This is a genomic window from Citrobacter freundii complex sp. CFNIH2 (assembly GCF_002880615.1).
GTDB classification, from domain to species: domain Bacteria; phylum Pseudomonadota; class Gammaproteobacteria; order Enterobacterales; family Enterobacteriaceae; genus Citrobacter_A; species Citrobacter_A amalonaticus_F.
Genome location: NZ_CP025757.1, coordinates 4,389,673 through 4,415,887 on the forward strand (window position 1 = coordinate 4,389,673; position 26,215 = coordinate 4,415,887).

General features: G+C 54.7%; 22 protein-coding genes and 2 pseudogenes. 11 read left to right on the forward strand and 13 right to left on the reverse strand.

Annotated features, from left to right (window positions below; genetic code table 11):
- Positions 1-42: 42 nt before the first annotated feature.
- Positions 43-921, forward strand: coding sequence for a 23S rRNA pseudouridine(2604) synthase RluF (gene rluF, locus WM46_RS21435; RefSeq protein ID WP_061075606.1), 879 nt, complete (start codon positions 43-45; stop codon positions 919-921).
- Here the strand turns inward: rluF and WM46_RS21440 are convergent.
- The 7 genes from WM46_RS21440 to rtcR all read right to left on the reverse strand — a co-directional run bounded on the left by WM46_RS21440 (position 918) and on the right by rtcR (position 8,212).
- Complete coding sequence (locus tag WM46_RS21440; protein WP_061075605.1) at positions 918-1,190, reverse strand: DUF3811 domain-containing protein; 273 nt, start codon at positions 1,188-1,190, stop codon at positions 918-920. The two genes, rluF and WM46_RS21440, sit on opposite strands and share 4 nt — an antisense overlap.
- A gap of 63 nt (positions 1,191-1,253) precedes the next feature.
- A complete protein-coding gene (locus tag WM46_RS21445) occupies positions 1,254-2,012 on the reverse strand; it encodes a DeoR/GlpR family DNA-binding transcription regulator (RefSeq protein ID WP_102603269.1) in 759 nt (252 codons plus the stop codon).
- The gene (locus tag WM46_RS21450; RefSeq protein WP_102603270.1) at positions 1,999-2,862 is read right to left on the reverse strand and encodes a Cof-type HAD-IIB family hydrolase; all 864 of its coding nucleotides are present in this window, start codon (positions 2,860-2,862) and stop codon (positions 1,999-2,001) included. Before WM46_RS21450 ends, WM46_RS21445 begins: the two co-directional genes overlap by 14 nt.
- Before the next feature lie 15 nt (positions 2,863-2,877).
- Positions 2,878-3,720, reverse strand: a complete 843-nt coding sequence (locus tag WM46_RS21455; RefSeq protein WP_102603271.1) for a histidine biosynthesis protein — start codon at positions 3,718-3,720, stop codon at positions 2,878-2,880.
- A gap of 27 nt (positions 3,721-3,747) precedes the next feature.
- Positions 3,748-5,334 carry a PTS sugar transporter gene (locus WM46_RS21460; protein ID WP_102603272.1) on the reverse strand — a complete coding sequence of 529 codons (1,587 nt, stop codon included), beginning with the start codon at positions 5,332-5,334 and terminating at the stop codon, positions 3,748-3,750.
- Between the two features lie 247 nt (positions 5,335-5,581).
- Positions 5,582-6,520: a ketopantoate/pantoate/pantothenate transporter PanS gene (gene panS / locus WM46_RS21465; RefSeq protein ID WP_061075601.1), complete on the reverse strand. Its 939-nt coding sequence runs from the start codon at positions 6,518-6,520 to the stop codon at positions 5,582-5,584.
- Between the two features lie 111 nt (positions 6,521-6,631).
- On the reverse strand, positions 6,632-8,212 hold the full coding sequence (gene rtcR, locus WM46_RS21470) for an RNA repair transcriptional activator RtcR (protein ID WP_102603273.1): 1,581 nt from the start codon (positions 8,210-8,212) through the stop codon (positions 6,632-6,634).
- A 452-nt stretch (positions 8,213-8,664) separates the two neighbouring features.
- On the opposite strand from rtcR, the gene WM46_RS21480 reads away from it, so the two are divergent.
- Genes WM46_RS21480 through WM46_RS21490 form a run of 3 tightly spaced genes read left to right on the forward strand, consistent with a single transcriptional unit; the run spans position 8,665 to position 11,816 of the window.
- Positions 8,665-9,792: a slipin family protein gene (locus WM46_RS21480; protein WP_102603274.1), complete on the forward strand. Its 1,128-nt coding sequence runs from the start codon at positions 8,665-8,667 to the stop codon at positions 9,790-9,792.
- Positions 9,793-9,797: 5 nt separating this feature from the next.
- On the forward strand, positions 9,798-11,024 hold the full coding sequence (locus tag WM46_RS21485) for an RtcB family protein (RefSeq protein WP_102603275.1): 1,227 nt from the start codon (positions 9,798-9,800) through the stop codon (positions 11,022-11,024).
- Positions 11,025-11,030: 6 nt separating this feature from the next.
- Positions 11,031-11,816, forward strand: coding sequence for a DNA polymerase beta superfamily protein (locus tag WM46_RS21490; RefSeq protein WP_102603276.1), 786 nt, complete (start codon positions 11,031-11,033; stop codon positions 11,814-11,816).
- A gap of 74 nt (positions 11,817-11,890) precedes the next feature.
- Here the strand turns inward: WM46_RS21490 and lysC are convergent, their stop codons facing one another.
- On the reverse strand, positions 11,891-13,240 hold the full coding sequence (gene lysC, locus WM46_RS21495) for a lysine-sensitive aspartokinase 3 (protein WP_102603277.1): 1,350 nt from the start codon (positions 13,238-13,240) through the stop codon (positions 11,891-11,893).
- A 293-nt stretch (positions 13,241-13,533) separates the two neighbouring features.
- On the opposite strand from lysC, the gene pgi reads away from it, so the two are divergent.
- The 5 genes and pseudogenes from pgi to WM46_RS21520 all read left to right on the forward strand — a co-directional run bounded on the left by pgi (position 13,534) and on the right by WM46_RS21520 (position 19,425).
- A complete protein-coding gene (pgi, locus tag WM46_RS21500; RefSeq protein WP_102603278.1) occupies positions 13,534-15,180 on the forward strand; it encodes a glucose-6-phosphate isomerase in 1,647 nt (548 codons plus the stop codon).
- A gap of 471 nt (positions 15,181-15,651) precedes the next feature.
- Positions 15,652-15,894 (forward strand): exopolysaccharide production protein YjbE, encoded by a 243-nt coding sequence (yjbE, locus tag WM46_RS21505; RefSeq protein WP_042321038.1) that lies wholly within the window; start codon positions 15,652-15,654, stop codon positions 15,892-15,894.
- 63 nt (positions 15,895-15,957) lie between these two features.
- Positions 15,958-16,596 carry a YjbF family lipoprotein gene (locus WM46_RS21510; RefSeq protein ID WP_102603279.1) on the forward strand — a complete coding sequence of 213 codons (639 nt, stop codon included), beginning with the start codon at positions 15,958-15,960 and terminating at the stop codon, positions 16,594-16,596.
- On the forward strand, positions 16,593-17,330 hold the full coding sequence (locus WM46_RS21515; RefSeq protein WP_102603280.1) for a capsule biosynthesis GfcC D2 domain-containing protein: 738 nt from the start codon (positions 16,593-16,595) through the stop codon (positions 17,328-17,330). The genes WM46_RS21510 and WM46_RS21515 overlap by 4 nt, the downstream gene beginning before the upstream one ends.
- Positions 17,330-19,425 (forward strand): annotated as a pseudogene (locus WM46_RS21520) (YjbH domain-containing protein). Before WM46_RS21515 ends, WM46_RS21520 begins: the two are co-directional and overlap by 1 nt.
- A 12-nt stretch (positions 19,426-19,437) precedes the next feature.
- Here WM46_RS21520 and WM46_RS21525 read toward each other — a convergent pair.
- Positions 19,438-19,572 (reverse strand): annotated as a pseudogene (locus WM46_RS21525) (N-acetyltransferase); the annotation flags it as partial.
- Between the two features lie 13 nt (positions 19,573-19,585).
- Entirely contained in the window at positions 19,586-20,095 is a 510-nt protein-coding gene (locus WM46_RS21530) for a GNAT family N-acetyltransferase (RefSeq protein WP_102603281.1), read from the reverse strand.
- Positions 20,096-20,235: 140 nt separating this feature from the next.
- Between WM46_RS21530 and psiE the strand changes: the two genes are divergently transcribed.
- Entirely contained in the window at positions 20,236-20,646 is a 411-nt protein-coding gene (gene psiE, locus WM46_RS21535) for a phosphate-starvation-inducible protein PsiE (RefSeq protein ID WP_042321046.1), read from the forward strand.
- 216 nt (positions 20,647-20,862) lie between these two features.
- Here the strand turns inward: psiE and malG are convergent, their stop codons facing one another.
- From malG to malE, 3 genes are all read right to left on the reverse strand, one after another.
- Positions 20,863-21,753, reverse strand: a complete 891-nt coding sequence (gene malG, locus WM46_RS21540; protein WP_102603282.1) for a maltose ABC transporter permease MalG — start codon at positions 21,751-21,753, stop codon at positions 20,863-20,865.
- A gap of 14 nt (positions 21,754-21,767) precedes the next feature.
- Positions 21,768-23,312 carry a maltose ABC transporter permease MalF gene (gene malF, locus WM46_RS21545; RefSeq protein WP_102603283.1) on the reverse strand — a complete coding sequence of 515 codons (1,545 nt, stop codon included), beginning with the start codon at positions 23,310-23,312 and terminating at the stop codon, positions 21,768-21,770.
- Between the two features lie 209 nt (positions 23,313-23,521).
- Entirely contained in the window at positions 23,522-24,712 is a 1,191-nt protein-coding gene (malE, locus tag WM46_RS21555) for a maltose/maltodextrin ABC transporter substrate-binding protein MalE (RefSeq protein WP_061075588.1), read from the reverse strand.
- A gap of 369 nt (positions 24,713-25,081) precedes the next feature.
- Here malE and malK point away from each other — a divergent pair, with 369 nt between their 5' ends.
- A complete protein-coding gene (malK, locus tag WM46_RS21560) occupies positions 25,082-26,191 on the forward strand; it encodes a maltose/maltodextrin ABC transporter ATP-binding protein MalK (RefSeq protein WP_042321056.1) in 1,110 nt (369 codons plus the stop codon).
- Positions 26,192-26,215: the final 24 nt, after the last annotated feature.

Below are 26,215 nucleotides of genomic sequence, written 5' to 3' on the forward strand. Positions count from 1 at the left end.
CGCCAGCAAGGTAGGGTATATTCCGCATTCAAAGGAGAAATTATGCTGCCCGACTCATCAACAACACGACTCAACAAATACATCAGTGAAAGCGGAATCTGCTCGCGTCGCGAAGCGGATCGCTTCATCGAGCAAGGGAACGTCTTCATCAATGGCAAACGCGCCACCATTGGCGACCAGGTGATGCCTGGCGACGTCGTGAAGGTGAATGGTCGGTTGATTGAGCCGCGTGAAGCGGAAGATCTGGTCTTTATCGCGCTGAACAAGCCGGTGGGGATCGTGAGCACCACTGAAGACAGCGAGCGCGACAACATTGTTGATTTCGTTAACCACAGCAAGCGCGTATTCCCGATTGGCCGTCTGGACAAAGACTCCCAGGGACTGATCTTCCTGACCAACCACGGCGATCTGGTGAATAAGATCCTGCGTGCCGGTAACGATCATGAAAAAGAGTATCTGGTCACGGTCGACAAACCAGTTACGGATGAGTTTATTCGTGGGATGAGTGCGGGAGTGCCGATTCTGGGTACCGTCACCAAGAAATGTAAGGTGAAGAAAGAGGCGCCGTTTGTATTCCGCATTACCCTGATCCAGGGGCTGAACCGACAGATCCGCCGCATGTGCGAACATTTCGGTTATGAAGTGGTGAAGCTTGAACGCACGCGCATCATGAACGTTGGCCTTTCCGGTCTGCCGCTCGGTGAATGGCGTGACCTGACGGATGATGAGCTGATCACGCTGTTTAAGCTTATCGAAAACTCTTCTTCAGAAGCGAAACCGAAGGCGAAAGCGAAACCGAAAACGGCGGGAATCAAGCGTCCGGTGGTGAAAATCGAAAAGTCGGCGGAAAAAGAGAAAGCACGCCCGGCGGCAAACGGTAAGCGCTTTACCTCGCCGGGGCGTAAGAAGAAAGGGCGTTAACGTCTGCCGCGCGTTGGCGTATTCGCAGACCAGGAAAAAGAGGCTTCTGCATCCGGTTTCCAGGCCTGCTTTTTCTTCAACTGACGGGCTTTTTTTGCCTCGGCTTCGCGCAAGACCATCAGCTTATCAATGTACTCTTTCTTTACGCTGTTGGTCTCTGCGTTGGTCAATTGGCGACCATGCGCGATACGGGCGCGATCCAGCAACGTTTTTAGTTCACGCTGTTCGCGCTCGGTCATCTCTTTTTGGGTAATGCGGGGGAGTGCCATACGGGTGCCCTCTGTCTGCCTGGTGATTTCAGTGTACGGCAATACGCTTCGGGCGGATAGCGCTCAGTCAGCAATACGCAGTTTTCCTGCGAAATCCTGTTGTGTATAACCCGTTGTTTTAAATCCCTTATCCGTAATGACGTGATCGATCTCTTTGAGAGAGGCGATACACATCACGCCGTCCTGACCAAATTTAGTATGGTCGGCGAGGATCACGGATTTTTTACTCATCGCAATCATCGCTTTGGCAACGTATGCCTCGTCAAAGCTCTTCACGAGTACACCATGCTGCGGTGAAATACCGCCCGCACCGATAAAGCAGATATCTGCGTGAATTGCATTAATCTGCTGGCACACCGAGACGCCCAGATTGGCGCGGAAATGGTAATCGTATTCGCCACCTAAGACGTAGACACGCGCCTGGAGATTATGCTCTTTAATTTTATCGGCAATTAAGGCGGAATTGGTAATAACGGAAAACGCGAGAGGGGGTAAGTGTTCGGCAAGAATAAGATTCGTGGTACAGGAATCAATAAATAGCGTATCGCGCTCGCTGACCATTCCCGCGGCCACTTTGCCAATCGCCATTTTTTCTTCGCGATGCGCATCAATTCTCGCGCCAAATGCATCTTCCTGAACAACCTGTTTTTTGACCGCGCCACCGTGAATTTTGGTGATTTGACCTTCAGACTCCAGTAAAGAGAGATCGCGGCGAATGGTTTCCGAGGTCACGTTTAGCGTTTCTGATAATTTAATAACGGTCACTTCACCGAATTTGTTTAATTCATCAAGAATATGCTTTCTTCTTTTAATCGGGTTCATTATTTTCCGCCAGGGTCGAACTTTGCCGCATGGTAACTGGATGCGCAGAGCAACGCAACCACTCCAGCGCACAGACGATACCGTCATCATCATTGGTGGTTGTCACATACCGGGCCTGACGTTTCACGCTATCTGGCGCGTTGCCCATCGCAATGCCGAACCCGGCAGCGGCAAACATGCTGATGTCGTTCTGCTGATCGCCAATGGCGGCAATCCCGGCAGGAGGCAGGTTTAATTGTCGGGCGATTTCAGCGATCGCATAGCCTTTATTTATTTCGCTACGTTGAATATCGATATAATTCCCACCGGTGATTGTCGCCTTATAGTCATTGGGTAACTGACGACTTATTTCCCGACAGAGATCTTCGATCCTGGCATGCTCTGCGACCAGTGTAATTTTAAATATATCGCGACGATTAAAGATATTCCCTGGTGCGGCGCTAATAAGCGGTAACTCAAATAAACTGGCCTCATAGGATGTCCACGGGGCGATAAGGCGATCGTAGCGATGATAAATCGCGTGTGCAGTAAAAAAATGATGAGGATAACGGGACAGCGAAATATGCCGGTCAATATCTCTGAGATCCATCCGGGTGAGGGGTGCAGAATGCAGAATGCGTTGCGACGCCAGCTCAAGGATCTGTCCGCCGTTGAAACCTGCACACCAGTCAAACAGTGACTCAACCTGCTGCTGTTGTAACAGGCGCGCTATTGAGGAGACCGGTCTGGCGGAACAGGCGGCCAGCAGACCGCCGCGCTGACGAAAGTCAACCAGCGCCTGACGTGTGCGTGGCGTGATAGTCTTCTGCGACGTCAGCAATGTTCCATCCAGATCGGTAACCAGTAGCATTATTGTTCTCTGTCGTTATGCATGAGCGATAAACGGTGTCACGGCCTCTTTGGCGGCGTTGCAAACCATATTGTCGATTGCCGTACCGACGACCAGAATATTGACCCCGGTGTCCTTAAACGCTTTGGCATTGGCGAGGTTAATGCCTCCTTCCGCCAGCGTCGGGACGTCCACCGCGCCAACCAGCGCCCGAAGACGGTCTTTAATCATCTGCGGGATATCGCCAGCCGCCACGCCTTCATAGCTCATGCCCGTCATCAGGCCAATCATATCGACGCCAATCTCCTGCATGCGCTTCGCTACGCTGGCGACCTCTTCCGGGGTGCGTGCCGGAATACCGAAGGTATGCAGATCATCCGGATGACCAATGTAGGCATCCACGGTCAGGCCATACTGATGGGCGAGGTTGACGATGTCCTGCAGGTCGTCCCAGTCAGATTTATGGGTGTGTAAACCGTCGGCCCCGGCGCGGGCAATCTCCAGAATCTCCGTTTCAGTGAGCGGGACGGGCAGTGTTTCGGTAAACCCGCCCGCAATGCCCACGGTGATGAAGATATCGTCCGGCACCACATTACGCACGCCGTGCACCGCTTCTGCCATCTGACCGTTGGTGATTTCGTGGCGGATTTGCTCCGCCGCGTGCATGTTGCTCACCCCTTTGTGTCCGCGCGCCAGCGCCAGTGCAGGATGGTTCGGCTCGAGCAGTTTCACGCCTGCCTCGCAGACCGCTTTTGCCAGGCGCGCATCGTCGCCGGTGATCCCCGTGCTGAGGATAGTTTGCCCGCCGTGCAGCGCGATGGCATCTTTCACTTTCTGTAACGCTTTGGCGCGTTTTTTATTCATATCGCCTTTAAACATGGTGTACCTCTGGTGTTGGTGCATTTATTAACGGGCAGACGCCACAGATTCACTCTGTACGACAGCCTTAAAACGGTTCGCAATGATGGTGGTGATACAGGTCATTGCCATGACAGTGACCATCACAATCGCCATCTGCAGCGCATTGCTGGATAAGAACGGTGAGGCGAACGCCGGGACGTAGGCCACCCCTTTGACGTTAAAGAAGCCGAGCATCATGCCGCCCATTCCGGCCCAGAAGATGGCGGAACCAAAGACGATTTTGTTGGCGAACATGAAGGGGTAGGCGGATTCCACAAACGTTCCGAAGCCCAGGTTGATAAGCAGGCCCGGTGTGGCGACGGCCGCTTCGCTTTTTTCGCGTGGCGCGATGACGTTAGCCAGGTTGATGCCGGCAGCAACCATCACCAGACCCACCATATCTACGGCACCGAGGAAGCTGACGCCGGATTTCTCCATCTCCAGCAGCACCAGCGGAAGAATGACCGCGTGATAGACACCACCGAGAATGGCTGGCCAGATCACCAGACCGGCCAGCAGCCCGGCCAGAATCGGACTGAATGCCAGCGTGCTTTCGATAGCCAGCTTGATATAGTTACCCGCAGAGAGCGCCAGCGGGCTCAGCAGATAGTGCATGATCAAACCGGCCGCCAGACCCGAAATCCCGCCGGCGACGATGTTGACGGTGGTCATCGGGAAGCGCCAGTTCAGGCACAGTTCAAACAACCAGCGCACAAAAATCCCGGCCATCAGACCGCCGATAATCCCCCCGATCAGGCCGCCTTCAACGGAAAGCACCCCGGCGACGACCCCGGCCACAATAGAGACTTCATCGAGTTCGGAAATCTGTTTTGCCGCCAGCACGGCAACCAGCACCGGCAGGCCCTTCAGCAGGATTTCAAAGATATCATTGAGTTTTTCCAGCCCGGGGATGTGACTCAGGGCGAGTACGATCGCCATCGCGATAAAGCCTGGCAGCGCCGGGATCATGATGCTGCGGATGTTAAAGCGCTTAAGCAGACTCTTTCCGGAACCGCCTTGTGCAGGCGACGCGCTGCCCAACTGGGGTTTGTATTTGATACCCCAGCATTTACACAGCGAGGCGACAAAGGAGACCGCGCGAGTGCGGCTGGTGGTCCCCGTGGTGCCTGAAGTCGCGACCACATTGGCGCCCTTTGCGGCGACCAGTGCCATCGAGGTGCCGCCGGTACCGACAATCGGCGTTTTCATCTCTACGGCGGCATCAAAGACGGCCTGGTTGGCTTTTACCGGATCGGCACTCATCACCACGATCCCGTCGATCTCACCGCTGCGGATCATCCCGGCTATCTGGCGATCGCTCTCGACGACGGAGGCATTCACCTCGGAGAGTTTGCCCTGGAAGATACGTTGTGGTTTTGTGTTGTTTTCTGTGGTTAAGGCATAGACGGCTGCGGGAGTGTCAGGTTTGGCGACATCCATTGAAGCCTCTGCTGCAATGAACTGCACGGCAGCGACGGTGACACCCGCGGCTTCACACTGCTGATAAATCTCCTGGAGTAACTTCTCTGGCTCGGCGCCACCCAGGTTGTAGAGGTTGCCTCCACTGCTTCCAATAATCGCAATTTTTTTCATAGCGGCCTCAAAGAAAAGATAGGGTAAGGGTTATCTGTGTTGTAGTGGAATCATATTCCCAAGCAAAACAAAATAAAGCAACATTAAAAGATCGAGGTGAGCTATCATTAAATCCGTTAATTGACATTAATTAACTGAAAATAAAGATATTAATTATATTTTTGTTTTATGTTGATATTTGTTGTTTTGTGATGAGGTTCAAACAAGGAAGGCAAGGAATGGGGGAAATCCCCCCATTCACAGGTGATCAATTTTCTTTGACAGCACTCTGCTGTTCATCAATCGGTTTACCGGACCAGTAGCCGGCCAGCAGAGAGCCGGAAAGGTTGTGCCAGACCGAGAACAGTGCGCCGGGCAGTGCGGCGAGCGGGCCGAAGTAGATTTTACCCAGCGCGGCGGCGAGGCCCGAGTTTTGCATCCCAACCTCGATTGCCAGCGTGCGGCAGGTTGACTCGTCAAAACCAAACAGACGTCCGCCCCAGTAGCCGCCAAGCAGGCCGATGGTGTTATGCAGGATCACCGCGATAATCACCACAAAGCCGACGGACGCGATATGGGCGGCGGAACCCGCCACCACTGCGCTAATAATCGCCAGAATGCAAACCATCGAAAACGCGGGCAGGTAAGGTTCAACTACCTTCACGACGCGCGGGAACAGGTGGTGGATCACCAGGCCCATGGCAATCGGAATCACCACAATCTGTAAAATACTGAGCAGCATGCCCATCACATCCACCTGAATATGCGCATCGACATACAGACGCGTCAGCAGCGGTGTGGCAACCACGCCCACCAGAGTGGAAACGGATGAGATCGTTACCGAGAGTGCGACATCTCCTTTCGCCAGATAGATCATGACGTTAGATGCCGTGCCGCTGGCGACGCTACCGACCAGTACCATCCCTGCGGAGAGCTCAGGCGGCATGTTAAACGCCAGCGCCAGTCCCCATGCCGCCAGCGGCATCACCAGATAGTGCAGGAAGATCCCCGCCGCAACCGGCGCAGGACGCGAAAGTACGCGTTTAAAATCGTCCACTTTAAGGTGTACGCCCATGCCGAACATAATCAGCATCAACAATGTGGTCACCCACGGACCGACAGGCGTAAAGGTGGATGGCGTGTAATACGCGATAACCGAGAGCAGCAGCGCCCATAACGGGAACAGCCGAGTGAGAGTGGCGAGCATGTTGTTTTCCTTGCACGTATGTTGTGTTTGCTTGTTATTAACGGGTTGGGATCGAGCCCAACCATCATTATTTTTTATCGTGCGAAGGAATATTATTCAAACAAATTATGCTTATGTTCTGACTTTGAGATTTTCCCAGCTCAGGCCAAACCGTGCCAGGTACTTACGTAAACGGTCGGCATCGTTGGGATTGGCTTTCTTTTGTCGGGAGACGGCGAAGAGTTCACGTCCGGCTTCGGACAACGATGCGCTGCGGCGACAGACCTCAAGCACGGTTTCCAGTTGGCGGCGGTCAAAAAGGTCAAGTTCCATCTCCAGTTCCGGTTGCGACCTTGCCTCTCCCCAGCTCTCCTGCAAAAGCGCAATCTCTTCGTCGACAAGGGTCAGCGTAATTCGTCCCTGCTCGGCCAGCGTCGCCATTCGCGCGACGGAGGAACTCAGTTCGCGGAAATTGCCGCGCCACTGCGCCTGGGGTGAACAGGCAAACGCCAGATAGCGTTCTCGCGCCTCTTTATCAAAACGAATCTGATTCTGTCGGCTGCGGGAGAAACGTTGTAGCTCATACTCCACGTTAGGGGCGATGTCTTCACGCCGCTGCGCAAGGCCGGGCAGGGCAAAGCGCCACATGTTTATCCGTGCGTAGAGATCTTCGCGAAAACGCCCTTCGGCGACCCACTGCGGCAGCTCGCGATGGGTTCCGGCTATCAACTGAAAATCGCTGTGTACCTCTTTATCTGAGCCAAACGGGAAGAAGGTTTTTTCCTCGATCGCTTTCAGCAGCATGGCCTGCTCATCCAGCCCCAGTTCAGCGATCTCATCCAGAAACAGCACTCCACCGTCGGCTTCGCGTAACAGTCCCGTTCGCGACGACAGTGCGCCCGTAAACGCGCCTTTCACATGACCAAACAGTGTCGACATGGCGTTATCGCCGCGCAATGTCGCGCAGTTCACTGCCACCAGTTTTCCGCCCACCAGATGCCGCGACTGGCGAAGCTGAAAAATCCGTTTTGCGAGGAAGGATTTCCCCGCGCCGGTGGGGCCGGTGAGCAGGATAGGATCGCCAGAGCGCAAGGCAACGCGCTCAATACGGTCAATCAGTGTGTTGAACGTGGCATTGCGTGTCTCGATACCGGCTTTGAGGAAGGAGACGGATTGCTGCTGCTCACGCTGAAAGCGACTGGTAAGCGTGGTATAGCGGCTTAAATCAAGATCGATCACCGAACAGGTGCCAGCGGCAACATCCTCCTGCGGCGCGCCCTTCGGCGCGGGTCCGGTTTGCAGCAGGCTGGCGGGCAGATAGCGGGCTTCCGTCAGCAGGAACCAGCAAATTTGCGCCACGTGGGTGCCGGTAGTGATGTGCACCAGATACTCTTCATTCTCGGTATCGAAGGTGTAGTGAGTGGCAAAGTCGAGGAACGCGGCGTAGACCTCTTCGAAATCCCACGGATCAGCAATGGTGATGGCATGCGGGCGGACCTGGGTATGTGGAGAAAGCAGGCTAATATCTTCCGCTAATTGCTGACACATCCCGGCATCGCGTGGCTGGTGGATAAGCTCCAGCCGATCGACCGGGAAATCCGGCTGTTGGCACAGTCCGACCGTAGGCCGCCATTTCTTTAACCGGTTTGCTCGCTTGCCGCGTTTATCCAGCACCGTACCCAGTACGCCAATCACCACCCGCCGTTTTTTCATGGCTTATCCCAAAAGATAAAGTTAGATATTAAAAGATAAAAAATATGTGCAGCCTCTGCAATCATCATTATTGGCAATAAAAATTAATTCCTTATTAATCAGATAACTAAAAATTAATTTTGTCCTGTTCTCTTTCTGGCACGCTTCTGGCAATAACTCTCTCGTCTACACGTTGAAAGCGCAGGGGGTTAAACCCCGCCGGCACGTCAGGAACGGCAGCGGCTGTTTTCCGGAGGTGTTCCGTCAACCGATGACACCTGAACAATGGGTTCGATTCCCGATTCATTTTCCCAATGAAACTGGTTGTTAATCATAGAAATAAAAACGGGCACTGCGCAGTTAACAGGCCCCAAAACAGGTTGCCGGTCACGATGCCGCGCCGCAGGCAAAAGGGAATTCCCCTGTCGCTTCGCCTCCGCACCCGCACCTGACTTGATAAGGAAAAGAGAAAAATGACGAAGAAAATCACTATCCGTAAAGGACAATTAGGTCTGTTAGCAAAAAACGGCGACTACTATCAGGTTCTGGAGGCGGGTGAACACCGTCTGCCGTGGTTCAATACGCCAGAGGTGTTGGTGGTGAATCTGGACGGCAGCGAAGTGCCGGAAGCGCTGGCGAATTATTTACGCCGCTTTCAGCCAGACTGGGTAACGCGTTATGCCCTGGCCGTTGATCTTAACGACAGCGAAGCGGGCGCGTTGTACATGAACGAGGTGTTGCAGGAGATCCTGCCGCCGTCGACGCGCCGTTTGTACTGGCGAGCCGACGACGCGTTGAAACTGGTGCGTATGGATACGCGTCAGGTTCAGGTGCCTGCAGAGGTCATGAATGCGGTTCTGCAACCGCGACGTAGCGGTGCGGTAAAAGGTCGTGACGCGATCCTCACCGTACAGGTTCCGGCCTGGCACGCGGGGGTATTGAAAATTGACGGCGAGACGCAGGCACTGTTGCCGCCGGGTCTGACGGCGTACTGGAAAGTGAATCATCTGGTGGACGCTGAAGTGGTAGATACCCGTTTGCAGGTGCTGGAAGTGGGCGGTCAGGAAATTTTGACCAAAGATAAGGTCAACCTGCGCCTGAACCTGGCGGCGAACTGGCGTTACAGCGATGTGTTGCAGGCGTTTGCGCAGCTCACTAAACCGCTCGATCATCTGTACCGCGAACTGCAGTTTGCGCTGCGTGAGGCCGTCGGGACGCGCACGCTCGATGAACTGTTGGAAGATAAACAGGTGATTGATGACGTGGTCAGCGCGCAGGTGAAAGACCGCATGGCGCCATATGGTATCGACGTGGCGTCGCTGGGCGTGAAGGACATTGTGTTGCCGGGGGATATGAAAACGATTCTGTCCCGCCTGGTTGAAGCGGAAAAATCGGCGCAGGCCAATGTGATCCGCCGTCGTGAAGAAACGGCTGCGACGCGCTCGTTGTTGAATACGGCGAAAGTGATGGAAAACAACCCGGTGGCTCTGCGTTTAAAAGAGCTGGAAACCCTCGAAAGAGTGGCAGAGCGTATCGATAAAATCTCGGTATTCGGTGGCCTGGACCAGGTTCTGCACGGCTTAGTGAACATTAAAGGATAAAAAACATGGCACATAACGACTATGCGCTGTTGACGTCGCAGAACGCGGCGCCGGTGAAAATGTGGACGCACGGCGTCCCGGTGGAACCCGAGGCGCGCCAGCAACTGCTGAACACGGCGAAGATGCCGTTTATTTTTAAACATCTGGCGGTCATGCCGGATGTGCATCTGGGGAAAGGGTCAACGATTGGCAGCGTAATCCCGACCAAAGGGGCGATTATTCCGGCGGCAGTGGGGGTGGACATCGGCTGTGGGATGATTGCAGTACGGACCTCGTTGCTGGCTGGCGATCTACCGGACAACCTCAGCGGGTTGCGGAGCGCGATTGAGCAGGCCGTTCCACACGGGCGAACCAATACGCGTTCCCGTCGCGATAAAGGGGCGTGGGACACGCCGCCAGAGGAGGTGAGTACTCACTGGGGGACACTGGCACCGCGCTTTAAGCGCCTGACTGACAAGTATCCCTCGCTGCTGAAAACCAATAACCATCAGCATCTTGGAACGTTGGGAACCGGTAATCACTTCATTGAGGTTTGTCTGGATGAGCAGCAGCGCGTCTGGGTGATGTTACACAGCGGTTCGCGTGGCGTGGGGAATGCCATCGGCAATGTCTTCATCACGCTGGCGCAGCAGGATATGCAACAACATATCGCGAATCTGCCTGACCGAAACCTGGCGTATTTCCAGGAAGGGAGTCGGCACTATAACGACTACATCGACGCGGTGGAATGGGCGCAGGATTTTGCCCGACAAAACCGGGAGGTGATGATGTCTCGTGTGCTGGCCGCGCTGTCGCGTAGCGTGAGTAAACCGTTTATCACGCAGCAGGAGGCGGTGAATTGCCACCATAACTACGTGCAGAAAGAACGTCACTTTGGTGAAGAGGTGCTGGTAACGCGTAAAGGCGCGGTTTCCGCACAGAAAGGTCAGATGGGGATTATCCCCGGGTCGATGGGGGCGAAAAGCTTCATTGTGCGTGGGTTGGGAAATGAAGAGAGCTTCTGTTCCTGTAGTCATGGCGCGGGAAGAACCATGAGTCGAACGGCGGCCAAAAAACACTTTACCGTAGCGGATCAGATCCGCGCGACGGCCCACGTCGAATGCCGTAAAGACAGTGAGGTGATCGACGAAATTCCGATGGCCTACAAAGACATCGATGCCGTGATGGCGGCGCAGTCTTCGCTGGTGGAGATCGTGCATACGTTGCGGCAGGTGGTGTGTGTAAAAGGATAAAAGAAGATGACCAAAAATGCAGTGAGTGCCGCAATGCGCGAACGGGTCATGCGGCAGCTCAAAGAGATAGAAACCCGCTACGGCGTCAGGGTGTTGTATGCCTGTGAATCGGGGAGTCGCGGCTGGGGATTTGCCTCGCCGGATAGCGATTACGATGTGCGGTTTTTGTATGTTCATCCGCCGGAGTGGTATCTGCGGGTCGAGGCGCCGCGGGATGTGATCGAACTGCCGATAGACGATGAGTTGGACGTGTGCGGCTGGGAGTGGCGTAAAACGCTGGGTCTGCTGAAGGGCGCCAACCCGACGCTGATCGAGTGGCTGGATTCCCCGGTGGTTTATCAGCAGGATGATGTGACGGTCAGCGCGCTTAAGACGATGATACCGCAGTGGTTTTCTCCGCTTCGTGCGCGCTGGCATTACTACTCGATGGCGCGAAAAAACTTTCGCGGCTACTTGCAGGGGGAAGCGGTGCGCCTGAAAAAGTACTTCTACGTCCTGCGTCCGCTGTTGGCGGTGCGTTGGGTTGAAGCAGGAAAAGGCGTTCCGCCCATGCGCTTTGCCGAACTGCTGGCGGGAAGCGATCTGGATGCGCCGTTACGTCAGGAAATAGATGAACTGCTGGCGCGCAAACAGCGGGCCGGAGAGGCGGAGTACGGCCCGCGTCGTCCGCTGCTGCATGCGTTTATTCACGCCGAACTGGCGCGAGGCGAAATCCCGCCGATGCTGCCGGATAGCCGCGAAGGTGACGTGAAGGCACTGGATCGACTGCTTTACGAGACGGTGATGTCATGATCGTGTGGCCCGATGACGCGCGCGCTTCCAGGCCGGATAAGGCGTTTCACCGCCATCCGGCATTCAGGTCTGTCTCACTCAAACAAATTCTGGTGCAGTTTCTGCACCACCTGTTCTGCCTCGGTGCCTGGCACCAGGAAACAGAGGTTATGGCTGGAGGCGCCATAGCAAATCATGCGGATATTGAACGGTTCCAGTACGCCGAACACCTCTTTGCCGACGCCGCAGGCTTTCGACAGATCGTTACCAATCAGCGCGACCAGCGCGAGACCCTCTTCGACTTCCACCCGACACAAGGCCGACAGTTCCATGAGTAGCGACTGCGTCAGCAGCGTATCGCCGGTGGAGGTGGAACCGGTGGTGTCCAGCGTCAGCGCCACACTCACTTCGGAAGTGGTAATCAAATCTACAGAGATATTATGGCGCGCCAGAATGCCGAATACTTCGGCCAGGAAACCGCGCGAGTGCAGCATATTCAGGCTGTGCAGGGTCAGCAGCGTCTGCTTACGACGCAGTGCCAGCGCACGGAACAACGGTGGATTCTGGGTTTTGTTACAGACCAGCGTACCGCCCGCTTTCGGATCTTTACTGGAGCCAACGAACACCGGGATATCGCTGCGCACGGCGGGCAGCAGGGTGGCCGGGTGCAGGACTTTCGCGCCAAAGGTGGCCATTTCCGCTGCTTCTTCAAAGGCGATTTCATCAATGCGTTGCGCCGCAGGCACCACGCGGGGATCGGTGGTATAGATGCCCGGAACGTCCGTCCAGATATCGACACGTGCAGCATGCAGCGCTTCGGCTAACAGCGCTGCCGTGTAGTCGCTGCCACCGCGTCCGAGTGTGGTGGTGCGTCCTTTGCCTTCGCTGCCGATGAATCCCTGAGTGATCACCAGCCCTTCGTTAAGACGTGGGGTCAACTGCAGCGTTGCCAGTTCTGCCAGCGCGGCGACGTCAGGTTCGGCCCGGCCAAAGCGATCGTTGGTACGCATTACTTTACGTACATCAAACCACTGCGCCTGAACGTGACGCTCACGCAGGATCTCAACAAACAGCAGAGTGGACATCAGTTCGCCGTGGCTGACCAGTTCATCCGTCAGCGCGGTAGAGGTGGCTAATGAGGCGGCTTCCGCCAGCGTGGTGATATTTTCCAGCAGGCGTTCAATCTCTTCACGAATGACGTTTGGATAACGCAGACGCTCCAGAATATCGAACTGAATTTTACGGATGGCATCGAGCTTCTCAAAGCGGGCCTGTGGTTCGAGTCCTTCTGCCAGCGCAACCAGCAGATTGGTGATGCCAGCAGAAGCCGAGAGCACCACTACGCGCACGTTTGCATCGGAAAGCACCACGTCGGCGCTGCGGTTCATGGCATCAAAATCAGCGACGCTGGTACCGCCAAATTTGGAAACAACGATTTCTGTCATAACAACCTCGTGTCAGGGAGTGAGAAAGCGACCTGGGCACAAAGGCAGAACAGAAACCGGTGCAGGCGCAAATACCGTATTTATAAATAAAATGTGCAGAGGGCACTGTCAACGCCGGGATTATGCGGATTTTTCATGCTGGCAAGTGGCTGAGTAACCGTACTTATAACAACACGGCTTTTTCACTGTATTTGACCGAAGCCAGGGCAACGGCACTAAAACAATCACACTTTTCTGTGACTGGCGTTACAATCGATCTCAGTCACAATTCTCAAATCAGAAGAGTATTGCTAATGAAAAACATCAATCCAACGCAGACCTCTGCCTGGCAGGCACTACAAAAACACTTTGACGAAATGAAGGACGTTACCCTCGCGGATCTGTTCGCGAAGGATAGCGATCGCTTCAGCAAATTCTCCGCAACGTTTGACGATCTGATGCTGGTGGATTACTCCAAAAACCGCATCACCGAAGAGACACTGGCAAAACTGCAGGATCTGGCGAAAGAGACCGATCTGGCGGGTGCCATCAAGTCCATGTTCTCTGGCGAGAAAATCAATCGTACTGAAGATCGTGCCGTGTTGCATGTGGCGCTGCGTAACCGTAGCAATACCCCGATTATCGTCGATGGCAAAGATGTCATGCCGGAAGTCAACGCGGTGCTGGAGAAGATGAAATCCTTCTCTGAAGCCATTATTTCGGGTCAGTGGAAAGGGTATACCGGTAAAGCGATCACCGACGTGGTCAACATCGGTATCGGCGGCTCCGACCTCGGCCCGTTCATGGTGACCGAAGCGCTGCGCCCATACAAAAATCATCTGAATATGCACTTTGTTTCTAACGTCGACGGTACCCATATCGCCGAAGTGCTGAAGAAAGTGAATCCGGAAACCACCCTGTTCCTTGTGGCGTCCAAGACCTTCACCACGCAGGAAACCATGACTAACGCCCACAGCGCGCGTGACTGGTTCCTGAAAACCGCCGGTGATGAAAAACACGTTGCGAAACACTTCGCCGCACTGTCTACCAATGCGAAAGCGGTCGGTGAGTTCGGTATCGACACGGCCAACATGTTCGAGTTCTGGGACTGGGTGGGCGGTCGTTACTCTCTGTGGTCAGCGATTGGTCTGTCGATCATCCTGTCTGTCGGTTACGACAACTTTGTGCAACTGCTGTCCGGCGCGCATGCGATGGATAAGCACTTCTCGACCACGCCTCTGGAGAACAACCTGCCGGTGCTGCTGGCGCTGATTGGTATCTGGTACAACAATTTCTTCGGCGCCGAAACCGAAGCCATCCTGCCGTACGACCAGTATATGCACCGTTTTGCCGCCTACTTCCAGCAGGGCAACATGGAGTCCAACGGGAAATACGTTGACCGTAACGGCAACCCGGTGGATTACCAGACGGGCCCGATCATCTGGGGTGAACCGGGAACCAACGGTCAGCATGCGTTCTATCAGCTGATTCATCAGGGAACCAAAATGGTGCCTTGTGATTTCATCGCCCCGGCGATTACCCATAACCCGCTGTCCGATCACCATCCGAAGCTGCTGTCTAACTTCTTCGCCCAGACGGAAGCGCTGGCGTTCGGGAAATCCCGCGAAGTGGTTGAGCAGGAATACCGTGACCAGGGTAAAGATCCCGCTACGCTGGAACACGTGGTGCCGTTCAAAGTGTTTGAAGGCAACCGCCCGACCAACTCCATCCTGCTGCGTGAAATTACCCCGTTCAGCCTGGGCGCGCTGATCGCGCTGTATGAGCACAAAATCTTTACTCAGGGCATCATCCTGAACATCTTTACCTTTGACCAGTGGGGCGTTGAGCTGGGTAAACAGCTGGCAAACCGTATTCTGCCGGAGCTGAAAGATGATAAAGCGATTGAAAGCCACGACAGCTCGACTAACGGATTGATTAACCGTTATAAAAACTGGCGTTAATCTGCCGGAGTGCCGGAGTGCCGGAGTGCCGGAGTGCCGGAGTGCCGGATGGCTGCGAATGCCTTATCCGGCCTACGGTGGGGCTGATAAGCGTAGCGCCATCCGGCAAATTAATAATGAAATCAGCCGATATTATTATCGGCTTTTTTTATAAGATAATTCCGGTTGTCCGTGTTGTTCTCCACAATTCTATATTGAGCATAATCCTAAAATAATAAATAACCGGAAAATAACTCCGTGTTATTTTAGGATAATACGGATCATTCAGATATACTCATTTAATGATAACTTATTGTTTTTAATGTTTATTATTATTTGTATTAAAATGAATAATTCAACAAAAGTCCAATTATCCTAAAACTGTTCCGCTATTTCTCCCTGCCGTAATTCGCATGCTTTAGTTGTGTATACTCGATCCCGCCTGAAACTCTTTTGGGCAAATCTCCATTCATTCAATGAAGGGAAATTGTTATGAAAAAAGTTCTGTATGGCATTTTTGCCATATCTGCGCTTGCGGCGAGTTCTGTCTATGCAGCCCCCGTTCAGGTGGGTGAAGCGGCAGGGTCGGCAGCAACGTCGGTGTCGGCGGGTAGCTCCTCGGCATCCAGCGTGAGCACCGTAAGTTCGGCGGTGGGTGTCGCTCTCGCGGCAACCGGCGGCGGCGACGGTTCCAATACCGGGACCACCACCACAACCACCACCAGTACCCAGTAATACCGGTACGTTTAACCATAACCACACTTCGGTGTGGTTATTTTGCCCCTCTGGAGAAGAGTCGTGAAGCGACCTGTAATCATACTGTTTTGCCTGCTGTTACAGGCATGCTCAGCCACCACAAAGCAGCTGGGCAACTCACTGTGGGACAGTCTGTTTGGCACGCCCGGCGTACAGCTGACGGACGATGATATCCAAAACATGCCCTACGCCAGCCAGTACATGCAGCTTAATGGCGGGCCGCAGCTGTTTGTGGTGCTCGCTTTCGCAGAGAACGGGCAGCAGAAATGGGTGACGCAGGATCAGGCCACGCTCGTGACCCAGCATGGTCGTCTGGTGAAAACGCTCCTTGGCGGCGACAACCTTATCGATGTGAATAACCTCGCAGATGACCCGCTGAGCAAACCGAATCAGATCGTCGACGGCGCCACCTGGACCCGCACGATGGGTTGGACGGAATACAAGCAGGTGCGCTATGCCACCGCGCGCTCCGTCTTTACATGGGATGGCAACGACACGGTAAACGTCGGCAGTGAAGAGACCCCGGTTCGCGTGCTGGACGAAACCGTCACGACCGATCAAGCGCGCTGGCATAACCGTTACTGGATCGATAACGAAGGGCAAATTCGCCAGTCGGAACAGTACCTTGGCGCGAACTTTTTCCCGGTGAAAACCACGCTGATTAAGGCGGCAAAATCATGATGAAACGGACTATTGCAGCGCTGATCTTCAGTTTGAGCGCGTCATCTGTTTTTGCTGCGGGGACCGTTAAGGTCTTTAGCGCCGGTAGCACAGAGCCGAAAACGCTTACCGGCGCTGAGCATCTTATCGATCTGGTGGGGCAGCCCAGACTGGCGAACAGTTGGTGGCCGGGCGCGGTGATCGCTGAAGAGAAAGCGACCGTGAAAGCGCAGAGCCAACAGCAGGCGCTGCTGGCACGCCTGGCGGCGTTAAGCGCCAACGCGAGCGGGGATGATGCCGCCGCCATTAATGCGCTGCGCCAGCAAGTTCAGGCGCTGAAGGTGACGGGGCGGCAGCCGGTGAATCTCGATCCGGATAGTGTACGGGTCAGCGAGCGCGGCAATCCGCCATTGCAGGGCAACTACACGCTGTGGGTCGGCGGGCAGCCGACGGACGTCACGCTCTTTGGCCTGATAAGCCGTCCCGGAAAGCAGCCGTTTATGCCCGGACGCGACGTTGTCAGTTATCTCGACGGGCAAGACCGGCTCAGCGGCGCGGATCGCAGCTATGCGTGGATTGTTTATCCCGATGGCCGAACGCAGAAGGTGCCGGTGGCGTACTGGAATAAGCGTCACGTTGAGCCGATGCCCGGCAGCATCATTGTTGTCGGGTTGGATGATGCTTTCTGGAGCAGCGAACCGGAAGCGCTGAACGCCGACGTTCTTCACACCCTGACGCAGCGGATACCCGAATAATGAAAAAAACATATCTGCTCAGCTTACTGGCGCTGGGCATCAGCGCGGCCTGCCATGCCGAAACGTATCTGGCGCCGATTGGGCCCTCTCAGTCGGACTTTGGCGGCGTGGGATTATTACAGACGCCAACCGCGCGCATGGCGCGTGAAGGGGAGTTGAGCCTTAACTATCGTGATAACGATCAGTATCGTTACTACTCCGCCTCCGTGCAGCTTTTCCCCTGGCTGGAAACGACGCTGCGCTACACCGACGTGCGGACCAAAAAGTACAGCAGCGTCGAATCGTTTTCCGGTGATCAAACCTACAAAGATAAAGCGTTCGATCTGAAGTTACGCCTGTGGGAAGAGAGTTACTGGACGCCGCAGGTGTCGGTTGGCGCGCGGGATATCGGCGGGACCGGTTTGTTCGATGCGGAATATATCGTGGCGAATAAAGCCTGGGGACCGTTTGATTTCTCGCTCGGCCTCGGCTGGGGATACCTGGGAACCAGCGGCAACGTCAGTAACCCGCTCTGTTCGTACAGCGATAAATATTGCTACCGCGATAACAGCTATAAACAGGCTGGCTCCATCGACGGCAGCCAGATGTTCCACGGCCCGGCATCGCTGTTTGGCGGTGTAGAGTACCAGACGCCGTGGCAGCCCCTGCGGCTGAAGCTGGAATATGAGGGCAACAACTACCAGCAGGATTTTGCGGGCAAACTGGAACAGAAAAGCAAGTTTAACGTCGGCGCCATTTATCGCGTCACCGACTGGGCCGACGTTAACCTCAGCTATGAACGTGGTAACACCTTTATGTTTGGGGTAACCCTGCGGACCAATTTCAACGACTTACGCCCATCGTATAACGATAACGCGCGGCCGAAATACCAGCCGCAACCGCAGGACGCGATCCTGCAACACTCGGTAGTGGCGAACCAGTTGACGCTGCTGAAATACAACGCCGGACTGGCAGATCCGCAGATTCAGGTGAAAGGCGATACGCTGTACGTGACCGGCGAGCAGGTGAAATACCGCGACTCGCGTGAAGGTATTGAACGGGCGAACCGGATCGTGATGAACGATCTGCCGGAGGGGATCCGCACGATCCGGGTGACGGAAAACCGTCTTAACCTGCCGCAGGTGACCACCGAAACGGACGTCAGCAGCCTGAAGCGCCATCTGGAAGGCGAACCGTTGGGACAGGAAACGCCGCTGGCGCAACAACGCCTTGAGCCGATAGTGCCGGAAAGCACTGAACAGGGCTGGTATATCGACAAATCGCACTTCGACTTCCATCTCGATCCGGTACTGAATCAGTCCGTGGGTGGACCGGAAAACTTCTACATGTACCAGTTGGGCGTGATGGCGACGGCGGATCTGTGGGTCACCGACCACCTGCTGACCACCGGAAGCCTGTTTGGCAATCTCGCCAATAACTACGATAAATTTAACTACACCAACCCGCCGAATGATTCGAAGCTGCCGCGTGTGCGTACCCGCGTGCGTGAATATGTGCAGAACGACGTTTACGTGAACAACCTGCAGGCTAACTACTTCCAGTACTTTGGTAACGGTTTCTATGGTCAGGCTTACGGTGGTTATCTTGAAACCATGTACGGCGGAGCGGGGGCAGAAGTGTTGTACCGTCCGGTCGACAGCAACTGGGCGTTTGGTCTGGATGCTAACTACGTGAAACAGCGTGACTGGCGCAGCGCGCAGGACATGATGAAATTCACCGACTACAGCGTGAAGACCGGACACCTGACGGCCTACTGGACGCCGTCATTCGCCCAGGACGTGCTGGTGAAAGCGAGTGTCGGTCAGTATCTGGCGGGGGATAAAGGCGGCACGCTGGATATCTCTAAACGCTTCGACAGCGGCGTGGTGGTTGGTGGTTACGCCACTCTCACTAACGTCTCGCCAGATGAGTACGGCGAAGGGGATTTCACCAAAGGCGTCTACGTGTCGATTCCGCTGGATCTCTTCTCTTCCGGCCCGACCCGCAGTCGTGCGGCCGTCGGCTGGACGCCGCTGACGCGCGATGGGGGCAGCAGCTCGGACGTAAATTCCAGCTCTATGACATGACCAGCGATAAAAGTGTGAATTTCCGCTGAGGTAGCGTGGCATTATCCAGCCGGAAGACGGCGTAATAACCTGGCTGGATTACCGGCATATACGCCTTTTTCGGTGATTGATTTGGTCACCACGCTACCCGCACCGATAACGACGCCATCGCAGATACTGACCGCCAGTATCGTTGCCATTTTGGGTCTCTCAGAGCCGTTTTTCCATGACGTGAAGCGTAACGGTCTGCGACGTGGTGGAAAAAAAAGTGTCTTTCACAAAGGTCATTCCCTGCTGTTCATAGAACTGGCGTGCCCGGGGGTTATCCGCCAGAACATCCAGCCAGATCCGCGTTTCTCCTTGTGCTTTGGCCTGGCGGACCACTTCGGCAAAAAGCTGTTCGCCGTACTGTTTGCCGGTTTCACCGGGCAGGAGGTAGATCTTGTGCAGCAATGTCCCTGGCGGGCCTTGCGGCTCAATGGCCTGATGCAACGAATACTTCGCAAAGCCAATCGGGGCGTCAGTAAAAGCGATTAACCAGAAGGTGTCCGCTTCTGCGAGACTTCTGGCGATGGCGGGCAGGGAATATTCCTGCTCAAGATACGCCGCCAGTTCGTCATCATTTTTCCACAGAGGGGCAAAATGATGACGATAGCTGGCATATCCCATTGTGCTCAACAGGCTGGCATCGTCACGTGTTGCCCTTTGAAACCGAAGCATTTGGCCTTCCTTTCAGGGGGTTAGGGTTGAGAGGATTGTTGCACCCTTTTGCTTCTGCACAAAACATAAACAAAAAATATAGATCACCGTCACATTTTTGCGTTATACAGGAACCTCACCACTGAGAAAGAGGTGCTGTTATGACGTCACTATCTCGTCCGCGCGTGGAGTTTATCTCCACGATCTTACAGACCGTGTTGAACCTTGGGCTGTTGAGTCTGGGCCTGATCCTGGTCGTATTCCTCGGTAAAGAGACGCTGCATCTGGCAGATGTGCTCTTCGCGCCTGAGCAAGCCAGCAAGTATGAGCTGGTGGAAGGGCTGGTTGTCTACTTTCTCTATTTCGAATTTATCGCGCTGATTGTGAAGTACTTTCAGTCAGGCTTTCACTTTCCGCTGCGCTATTTTATCTATATCGGGATCACCGCGATTGTCCGACTGATCATTGTTGATCACAAATCCCCTCTCGATGTGCTGATCTATTCGGCGGCGATCCTGCTGCTGGTGATCACGCTCTGGATGTGTAATTCGAAACGCCTGAAGCGCGAGTAGGTCGGATAAGGCAATGTGTGTCGTGGTTGCCTGATGGCGCTGCGCTTATCAGGCCTACAATGGGCTGGGGCGCGAATAAAAAGTGAGTAGGCCGGATAAGGCAACGCCGCCATCCGGCAGACAAAAAAAGGGCGCTCCGTGGAGCGCCGAATTACAGTCACAAGTTGGATAAAACAAGTTGAGGGTGCAGTGGCATTACAGGGACTTCGGTGAAACTTAACCTTTGACTCCGCCCGCCGTCAGGCCGTTAACCAGCCAGCGCTGCGCCAGCAGGAAGACCAGAGTGATTGGAATCGCAGACAGCACGGCGGCAGCGGCAAAATCGCCCCACAGGTAGTTTTGTGGGTTGAGGTACTGCTGCATCCCGACCGCCAGGGTGTAGCTGTTCACATCACGTAGCAACAGTGAGGCAACCGGTACTTCGGTGATGGCGGCAATGAACGACAGAATAAAGACCACCGCCAGAATGGGCACCGACAGCGGCAGCAGTACCAGGCGGAACGCCTGCCACGGGGTAGCCCCATCCAGTGCGGCCGCTTCTTCCAGCGAGCCGTCGATGGTTTCGAAATAGCCTTTGATGGTCCACACATGCAGTGCGATACCGCCGAGATAGGCGAAGATCACCCCGCCATGGGTGTTCAGACCAATAAACGGAATGTACTGACCGAGGCGATCGAACAACGCGTACAACGCGACCAGCGACAGTACCGCCGGGAACATCTGGAAAATCAGCATTCCTTTGAGCAGCGTGGCTTTGCCGGGGAAGCGCATACGGGCAAAGGCGTAGGCACAGGTGGTGGATAGCGCCACGATGCCCATTGCGGTGATCCCGGCGATTTTCACCGAGTTCCACAGCCATAACAGAACCGGGAAGGGGGGCGGCGTGACGCGGCCATCAGCGTGTTCAACGCTAAAGCCCAGCGCCAGCCGCCAGTGCTCCCAGGAGATTTTTTCCGGGATCAGGCTCCCGGTAGCAAAGTTACCTTCACGCAGCGAGATGGCGATAACCATCAGCAGCGGGAACATGATCGCCGCGATAAAAATCAGCAGGCTGAAGTGCGTAATGAAGAGACGCAGCTTTTGTGATTTGGGTTGGACCATTGCCATTTGTCGAGCCCTCCTTAGTCAAATTTCATGCGTGTGGCTTTCAGGTTCACGATGGCCAGCGCGCCGACCAGCAGGAAGATCAGCGTGGCGATTGCCGCCGCCAGACCAAAGTCCTGACCGCCGCCGCCTTCAAAGGCGATGCGATAGGTGTAGCTCACTAACAGGTCGGTATACCCGGCTGGCGTGGTCGTTCCGAGACGATCGGGACCGCCGTTGGTTAACAGTTGAATCAGCACGAAGTTGTTAAAGTTAAAGGCGAAGCTGGCGATCATCAGCGGCGTCAGCGGCTTAATCAGCAGCGGGAGCGTAATCTTAAAGAAGTTCTGGAACGGGCCTGCGCCATCCATTGCCGACGCTTCATACAGGTCATCCGGAATCGCTTTCAGCAGACCCATGCACAGGATCATCATGTACGGATAACCCAGCCAGGTGTTGACGATAATAATCATCGAGCGTGCGGTGGTCGGATCGCTGAACCACGCCGGTTTGATGCCAAACAGCGCGCTCAGCATCATGTTGATTTCACCAAAGCTCTGGTTGAACAGCCCTTTGAAAATCAGAATCGAGATAAACGACGGCACGGCGTACGGCAGGATCAGCAGGACGCGATAAATGGCTTTGCCTTTCAGCGATTCCCATTGAACAAGACAGGCCAGCACCATCCCGACCGCCACGGTCAGGATTACGGTGAGTACCGAGAACACCACGGTCCAGACGAAGATAGCGAAGAATGGCTTCTGGATCCCTTCGTCCGTAAAGACGCGGGTAAAGTTATCCCAGCCGATGGTGACGGTGTAGCCTGGACTCAGCTTCTCGTCACCCCAGTTGCCGGCCGCATTGATAGACTGGTAATAGCCGATGTCGTTATTAGGACGGTATTTCACGCCGCTCTGGTTGTTGGTCAACATACCGTCATCGGCGAGCGTGTACAGCGGCTGCGTGCCGGAGAACTGGCGCAGCGAGCTCATGATCACTTTGCTGTCATCGGGCAGCACGGCGGTAATCTGGTTCAACGCCTGACGATTCTGGGTGATGATGCGCAGCGTCGCGCGTTCACCTTCCGGCAGGGCGTTCGTTTCTTTCAGCGCCAGCTTTTGTTCGCCGCCAAATTTAAAGGCGTCGGAGAGGTAATTCTTGCCGGTTTCACCGTCGGTGAGGGCCAGTTGCCACGCTTCACCGGCCGGATACAGCCCAAAGTTGTAGGATTTACCCGCCTGATAAGAGCGGTCCATCAGCACCTCTTGGGCGCGTTCGAAAGTGAGCTGGTTGGTGCTGCTGTAGTTGGTAAAGGCAATGGCGATGGTGCAAATCAGCGGAAACAGGACGAACAGTCCCATACCGGCCATGCCAGGATAAACGTAGCGCCAGGCGTAGGCCTTACGGTTGGCGAAAATGTACAGGCCAGCAGAGCTTAAAATCAGCGTCATGATGGCGAACAGATACTCCCCTTGTGCGTACATTAAAACTACAAGGTAACCCACCAGTAGGCCCAGCAGACCAATCACTGACCACTTCAGCGTGTCGCTTTGCCACCAATGTTTCTTTTTAATGACATCCATGGGGATCTTCCTCTTTACACGTTATCCTTCACGCTACCTCTTTGTTGGCTGCGGAAGCGCACCCCAGTCACTTACTGATGTAAGCTCCTGGGGATTTGCATCCTTGCCGCCTTGATGTAGCGCGAATGATTTCGTGTAAACAATGGTTTAAATATTATCTACAACATGTGTGCCTGATAAGCGCAGCGCCATCAGGCACATCGACAGCATTACTTGGTGATACGGCCCTGTGCGTCTTTCAGTGCTGCGTCAACCGTCTGGCGACCGCTGGCGGCGTTGATGACCGCCGTACGCACGGCGTACCAGAACGCAGACATCTGCGGGATGTTCGGCATGATTTCGCCTTTCTGGGCGTTATCCATGGTGGCCGCGATGCGCGGGTCTTTCGCTAACTGCTCCTGATAGGATTTCAGCGCCACGGCGCCCAGCGGTTTATCCTTGTTCACTTCTTCCAGACCCTGATCGGTCAGCAGGTAGTTTTCAAGGAACTCTTTCGCCAGTTCTTTGTTCGGGCTGGCGGCGTTAATACCGGCACTCAGCACGCCAACGAACGGTTTAGACGGTTTGCCTTTGAAGGTTGGCAGCAGGGTGACGCCGTAGTTCACTTTGCTCTTGTCGATATTCGACCAGGCCCACGGACCGTTGATAGTCATCGCCGTATCGCCTTTGTTAAAGGCCGCTTCTGCGATGGAGTAATCGGTGTCCGCGTTCATATGTTTGTTCTTGATGAGGTCAACCAGGAAGCCCAGACCCGCCTTCGCGCCTGCGCTGTCGACGCCCACATCTTTCACATCATACTTGCCATTTTCAAACTTGAATGCGTAACCGCCGTCGGCAGCAATCAGCGGCCAGGTGAAGTACGGTTCTTGCAGGTTGAACATCAGGGCGCTCTTACCTTTCGCCTTCAGCGCTTTATCCAGTGCCGGGATCTCTTCCCAGGTCTTCGGCGGGTTCGGTACCAGGTCTTTGTTGTAAATCAGCGACAGTGCTTCTACCGCGATGGGGTAGGCGATCAGCTTGCCGTTGTAACGTACGGCATCCCAGGTGAACGGATAGAGTTTGTCCTGGAACGTTTTTTCCGGGGTGATTTCAGCCAGCAGGCCAGACTGTGCGTAACCGCCAAAACGATCGTGCGCCCAGAAAATGATGTCCGGACCGTCACCGGTTGCCGCGACCTGCGGGAATTTCTCTTCCAGCTTGTCCGGGTGCTCGATGGTCACTTTGATACCGGTGTCTTTCTCGAATTTTTTACCCACTTCGGCCAGGCCGTTATAGCCTTTGTCGCCGTTAATCCAGATAACCAGTTTACCTTCTTCAATTTTGGCCAGAGCCGGTGCGGAAATCATCATTGCTGCGAGGGCGGACAATGCGAAAACGCGTGCGCCAGTCTTGATCTTCATATCTGCCATCCTTTTGGTGATGTGCTCGTGGTATGACTTCAGTGGTTCAACGTCACTCAGTCTCCTTATTTGACATCCTCTTTCCATCCTCCTTACCCCTACGCCCCACCTGCTCTTTATGTGATCCGTGTTGCATAAATGTGAGTAATGCGTACTGGCGCACATAAAAACAGTCTCATTTTTGCGGGGGGCATCACGAAATTACGCGATGTCCCCCGGCCAGGGTCTCAGACTTCCTTCCCTCATCCTCCCGACTCCTCCCCCATAAAAAAGCCGGGGGGTGGAGGATTCACGCTCGCAGTGAATCCCTCATAGTCGGGCCATCATGAATGTTGCTGTCAATGACAGGTTGTAACGAAGGGAGAAGGCATGGCGAGCGTACAGCTGCGAAATGTAACGAAAGCCTGGGGTGACGTGGTGGTATCGAAAGATATCAATCTCGACATTCACGAAGGGGAATTCGTGGTGTTTGTTGGACCGTCAGGCTGCGGCAAATCGACCCTGCTCCGTATGATTGCCGGACTTGAAACGATTACCAGCGGAGACCTCTATATTGGGGAAACCCGCATGAACGATATCCCACCTGCAGAGCGTGGCGTTGGTATGGTCTTCCAGTCCTACGCGCTCTACCCCCATTTATCCGTTGCCGAAAATATGTCGTTTGGCCTGAAACTGGCGGGCGCTAAAAAAGAGGTGATGAATCAGCGCGTTAACCAGGTTGCAGAAGTACTGCAACTGGCGCATCTACTGGAGCGTAAACCGAAAGCCCTTTCGGGGGGACAGCGCCAGCGTGTGGCGATTGGCCGTACGCTGGTGGCGGAACCGCGCGTGTTCCTGCTCGATGAACCCCTCTCTAACCTCGATGCCGCGCTGCGCGTGCAGATGCGTATCGAAATCTCCCGTCTGCATAAGCGCCTTGGGCGCACGATGATCTACGTCACCCACGATCAGGTCGAAGCGATGACGCTGGCCGACAAAATTGTGGTGCTGGATGCCGGTCGCGTCGCGCAGATTGGCAAACCGCTGGAACTGTATCACTACCCGGCAGACCGCTTCGTCGCGGGCTTTATTGGTTCACCGAAGATGAACTTCCTGCCGGTGAAAGTCACCGCAACCGCCATCGACCAGGTGCAGGTGGAACTGCCGAACCGTCAACACGTCTGGCTGCCGGTCGACAGCCGTGATGTGCAGGTCGGCGTAAATATGTCGCTAGGTATTCGTCCGGAACATCTGCTGCCCAGTGATATCGCTGATGTCACGCTGGAAGGCGAGGTTCAGGTCGTCGAACAGCTTGGTCACGAAACACAGATTCATATCCAGATCCCCGCCATTCGTCAAAACCTGGTGTACCGCCAGAACGACGTGGTGTTGGTAGAAGAGGGCGCCACATTCGCTATTGGCCTGCCGCCAGAGCGTTGTCATCTGTTCCGTGAAGATGGCACCGCATGTCGTCGGTTGCATAAAGAGCCAGGCGTTTAAGGTGTCCCATTAAAAAAAAGCGCA

Excerpts from the sequence above, each read along its gene's own strand:
- rluF (WP_061075606.1), top strand. The coding sequence starts at position 43 with ATGCTGCCCGACTCATCAACAACACGACTCAACAAATACATCAGTGAA.
- WM46_RS21440 (WP_061075605.1), bottom strand. The coding sequence starts at position 1,190 with ATGGCACTCCCCCGCATTACCCAAAAAGAGATGACCGAGCGCGAACAG.
- WM46_RS21445 (WP_102603269.1), bottom strand. The coding sequence starts at position 2,012 with ATGAACCCGATTAAAAGAAGAAAGCATATTCTTGATGAATTAAACAAA.
- WM46_RS21450 (WP_102603270.1), bottom strand. The coding sequence starts at position 2,862 with ATGCTACTGGTTACCGATCTGGATGGAACATTGCTGACGTCGCAGAAG.
- WM46_RS21455 (WP_102603271.1), bottom strand. The coding sequence starts at position 3,720 with ATGTTTAAAGGCGATATGAATAAAAAACGCGCCAAAGCGTTACAGAAA.
- WM46_RS21460 (WP_102603272.1), bottom strand. The coding sequence starts at position 5,334 with ATGAAAAAAATTGCGATTATTGGAAGCAGTGGAGGCAACCTCTACAAC.
- panS (WP_061075601.1), bottom strand. The coding sequence starts at position 6,520 with ATGCTCGCCACTCTCACTCGGCTGTTCCCGTTATGGGCGCTGCTGCTC.
- rtcR (WP_102603273.1), bottom strand. The coding sequence starts at position 8,212 with ATGAAAAAACGGCGGGTGGTGATTGGCGTACTGGGTACGGTGCTGGAT.
- WM46_RS21480 (WP_102603274.1), top strand. The coding sequence starts at position 8,665 with ATGACGAAGAAAATCACTATCCGTAAAGGACAATTAGGTCTGTTAGCA.
- WM46_RS21485 (WP_102603275.1), top strand. The coding sequence starts at position 9,798 with ATGGCACATAACGACTATGCGCTGTTGACGTCGCAGAACGCGGCGCCG.
- WM46_RS21490 (WP_102603276.1), top strand. The coding sequence starts at position 11,031 with ATGACCAAAAATGCAGTGAGTGCCGCAATGCGCGAACGGGTCATGCGG.
- lysC (WP_102603277.1), bottom strand. The coding sequence starts at position 13,240 with ATGACAGAAATCGTTGTTTCCAAATTTGGCGGTACCAGCGTCGCTGAT.
- pgi (WP_102603278.1), top strand. The coding sequence starts at position 13,534 with ATGAAAAACATCAATCCAACGCAGACCTCTGCCTGGCAGGCACTACAA.
- yjbE (WP_042321038.1), top strand. The coding sequence starts at position 15,652 with ATGAAAAAAGTTCTGTATGGCATTTTTGCCATATCTGCGCTTGCGGCG.
- WM46_RS21515 (WP_102603280.1), top strand. The coding sequence starts at position 16,593 with ATGATGAAACGGACTATTGCAGCGCTGATCTTCAGTTTGAGCGCGTCA.
- WM46_RS21530 (WP_102603281.1), bottom strand. The coding sequence starts at position 20,095 with ATGCTTCGGTTTCAAAGGGCAACACGTGACGATGCCAGCCTGTTGAGC.
- psiE (WP_042321046.1), top strand. The coding sequence starts at position 20,236 with ATGACGTCACTATCTCGTCCGCGCGTGGAGTTTATCTCCACGATCTTA.
- malG (WP_102603282.1), bottom strand. The coding sequence starts at position 21,753 with ATGGCAATGGTCCAACCCAAATCACAAAAGCTGCGTCTCTTCATTACG.
- malF (WP_102603283.1), bottom strand. The coding sequence starts at position 23,312 with ATGGATGTCATTAAAAAGAAACATTGGTGGCAAAGCGACACGCTGAAG.
- malE (WP_061075588.1), bottom strand. The coding sequence starts at position 24,712 with ATGAAGATCAAGACTGGCGCACGCGTTTTCGCATTGTCCGCCCTCGCA.
- malK (WP_042321056.1), top strand. The coding sequence starts at position 25,082 with ATGGCGAGCGTACAGCTGCGAAATGTAACGAAAGCCTGGGGTGACGTG.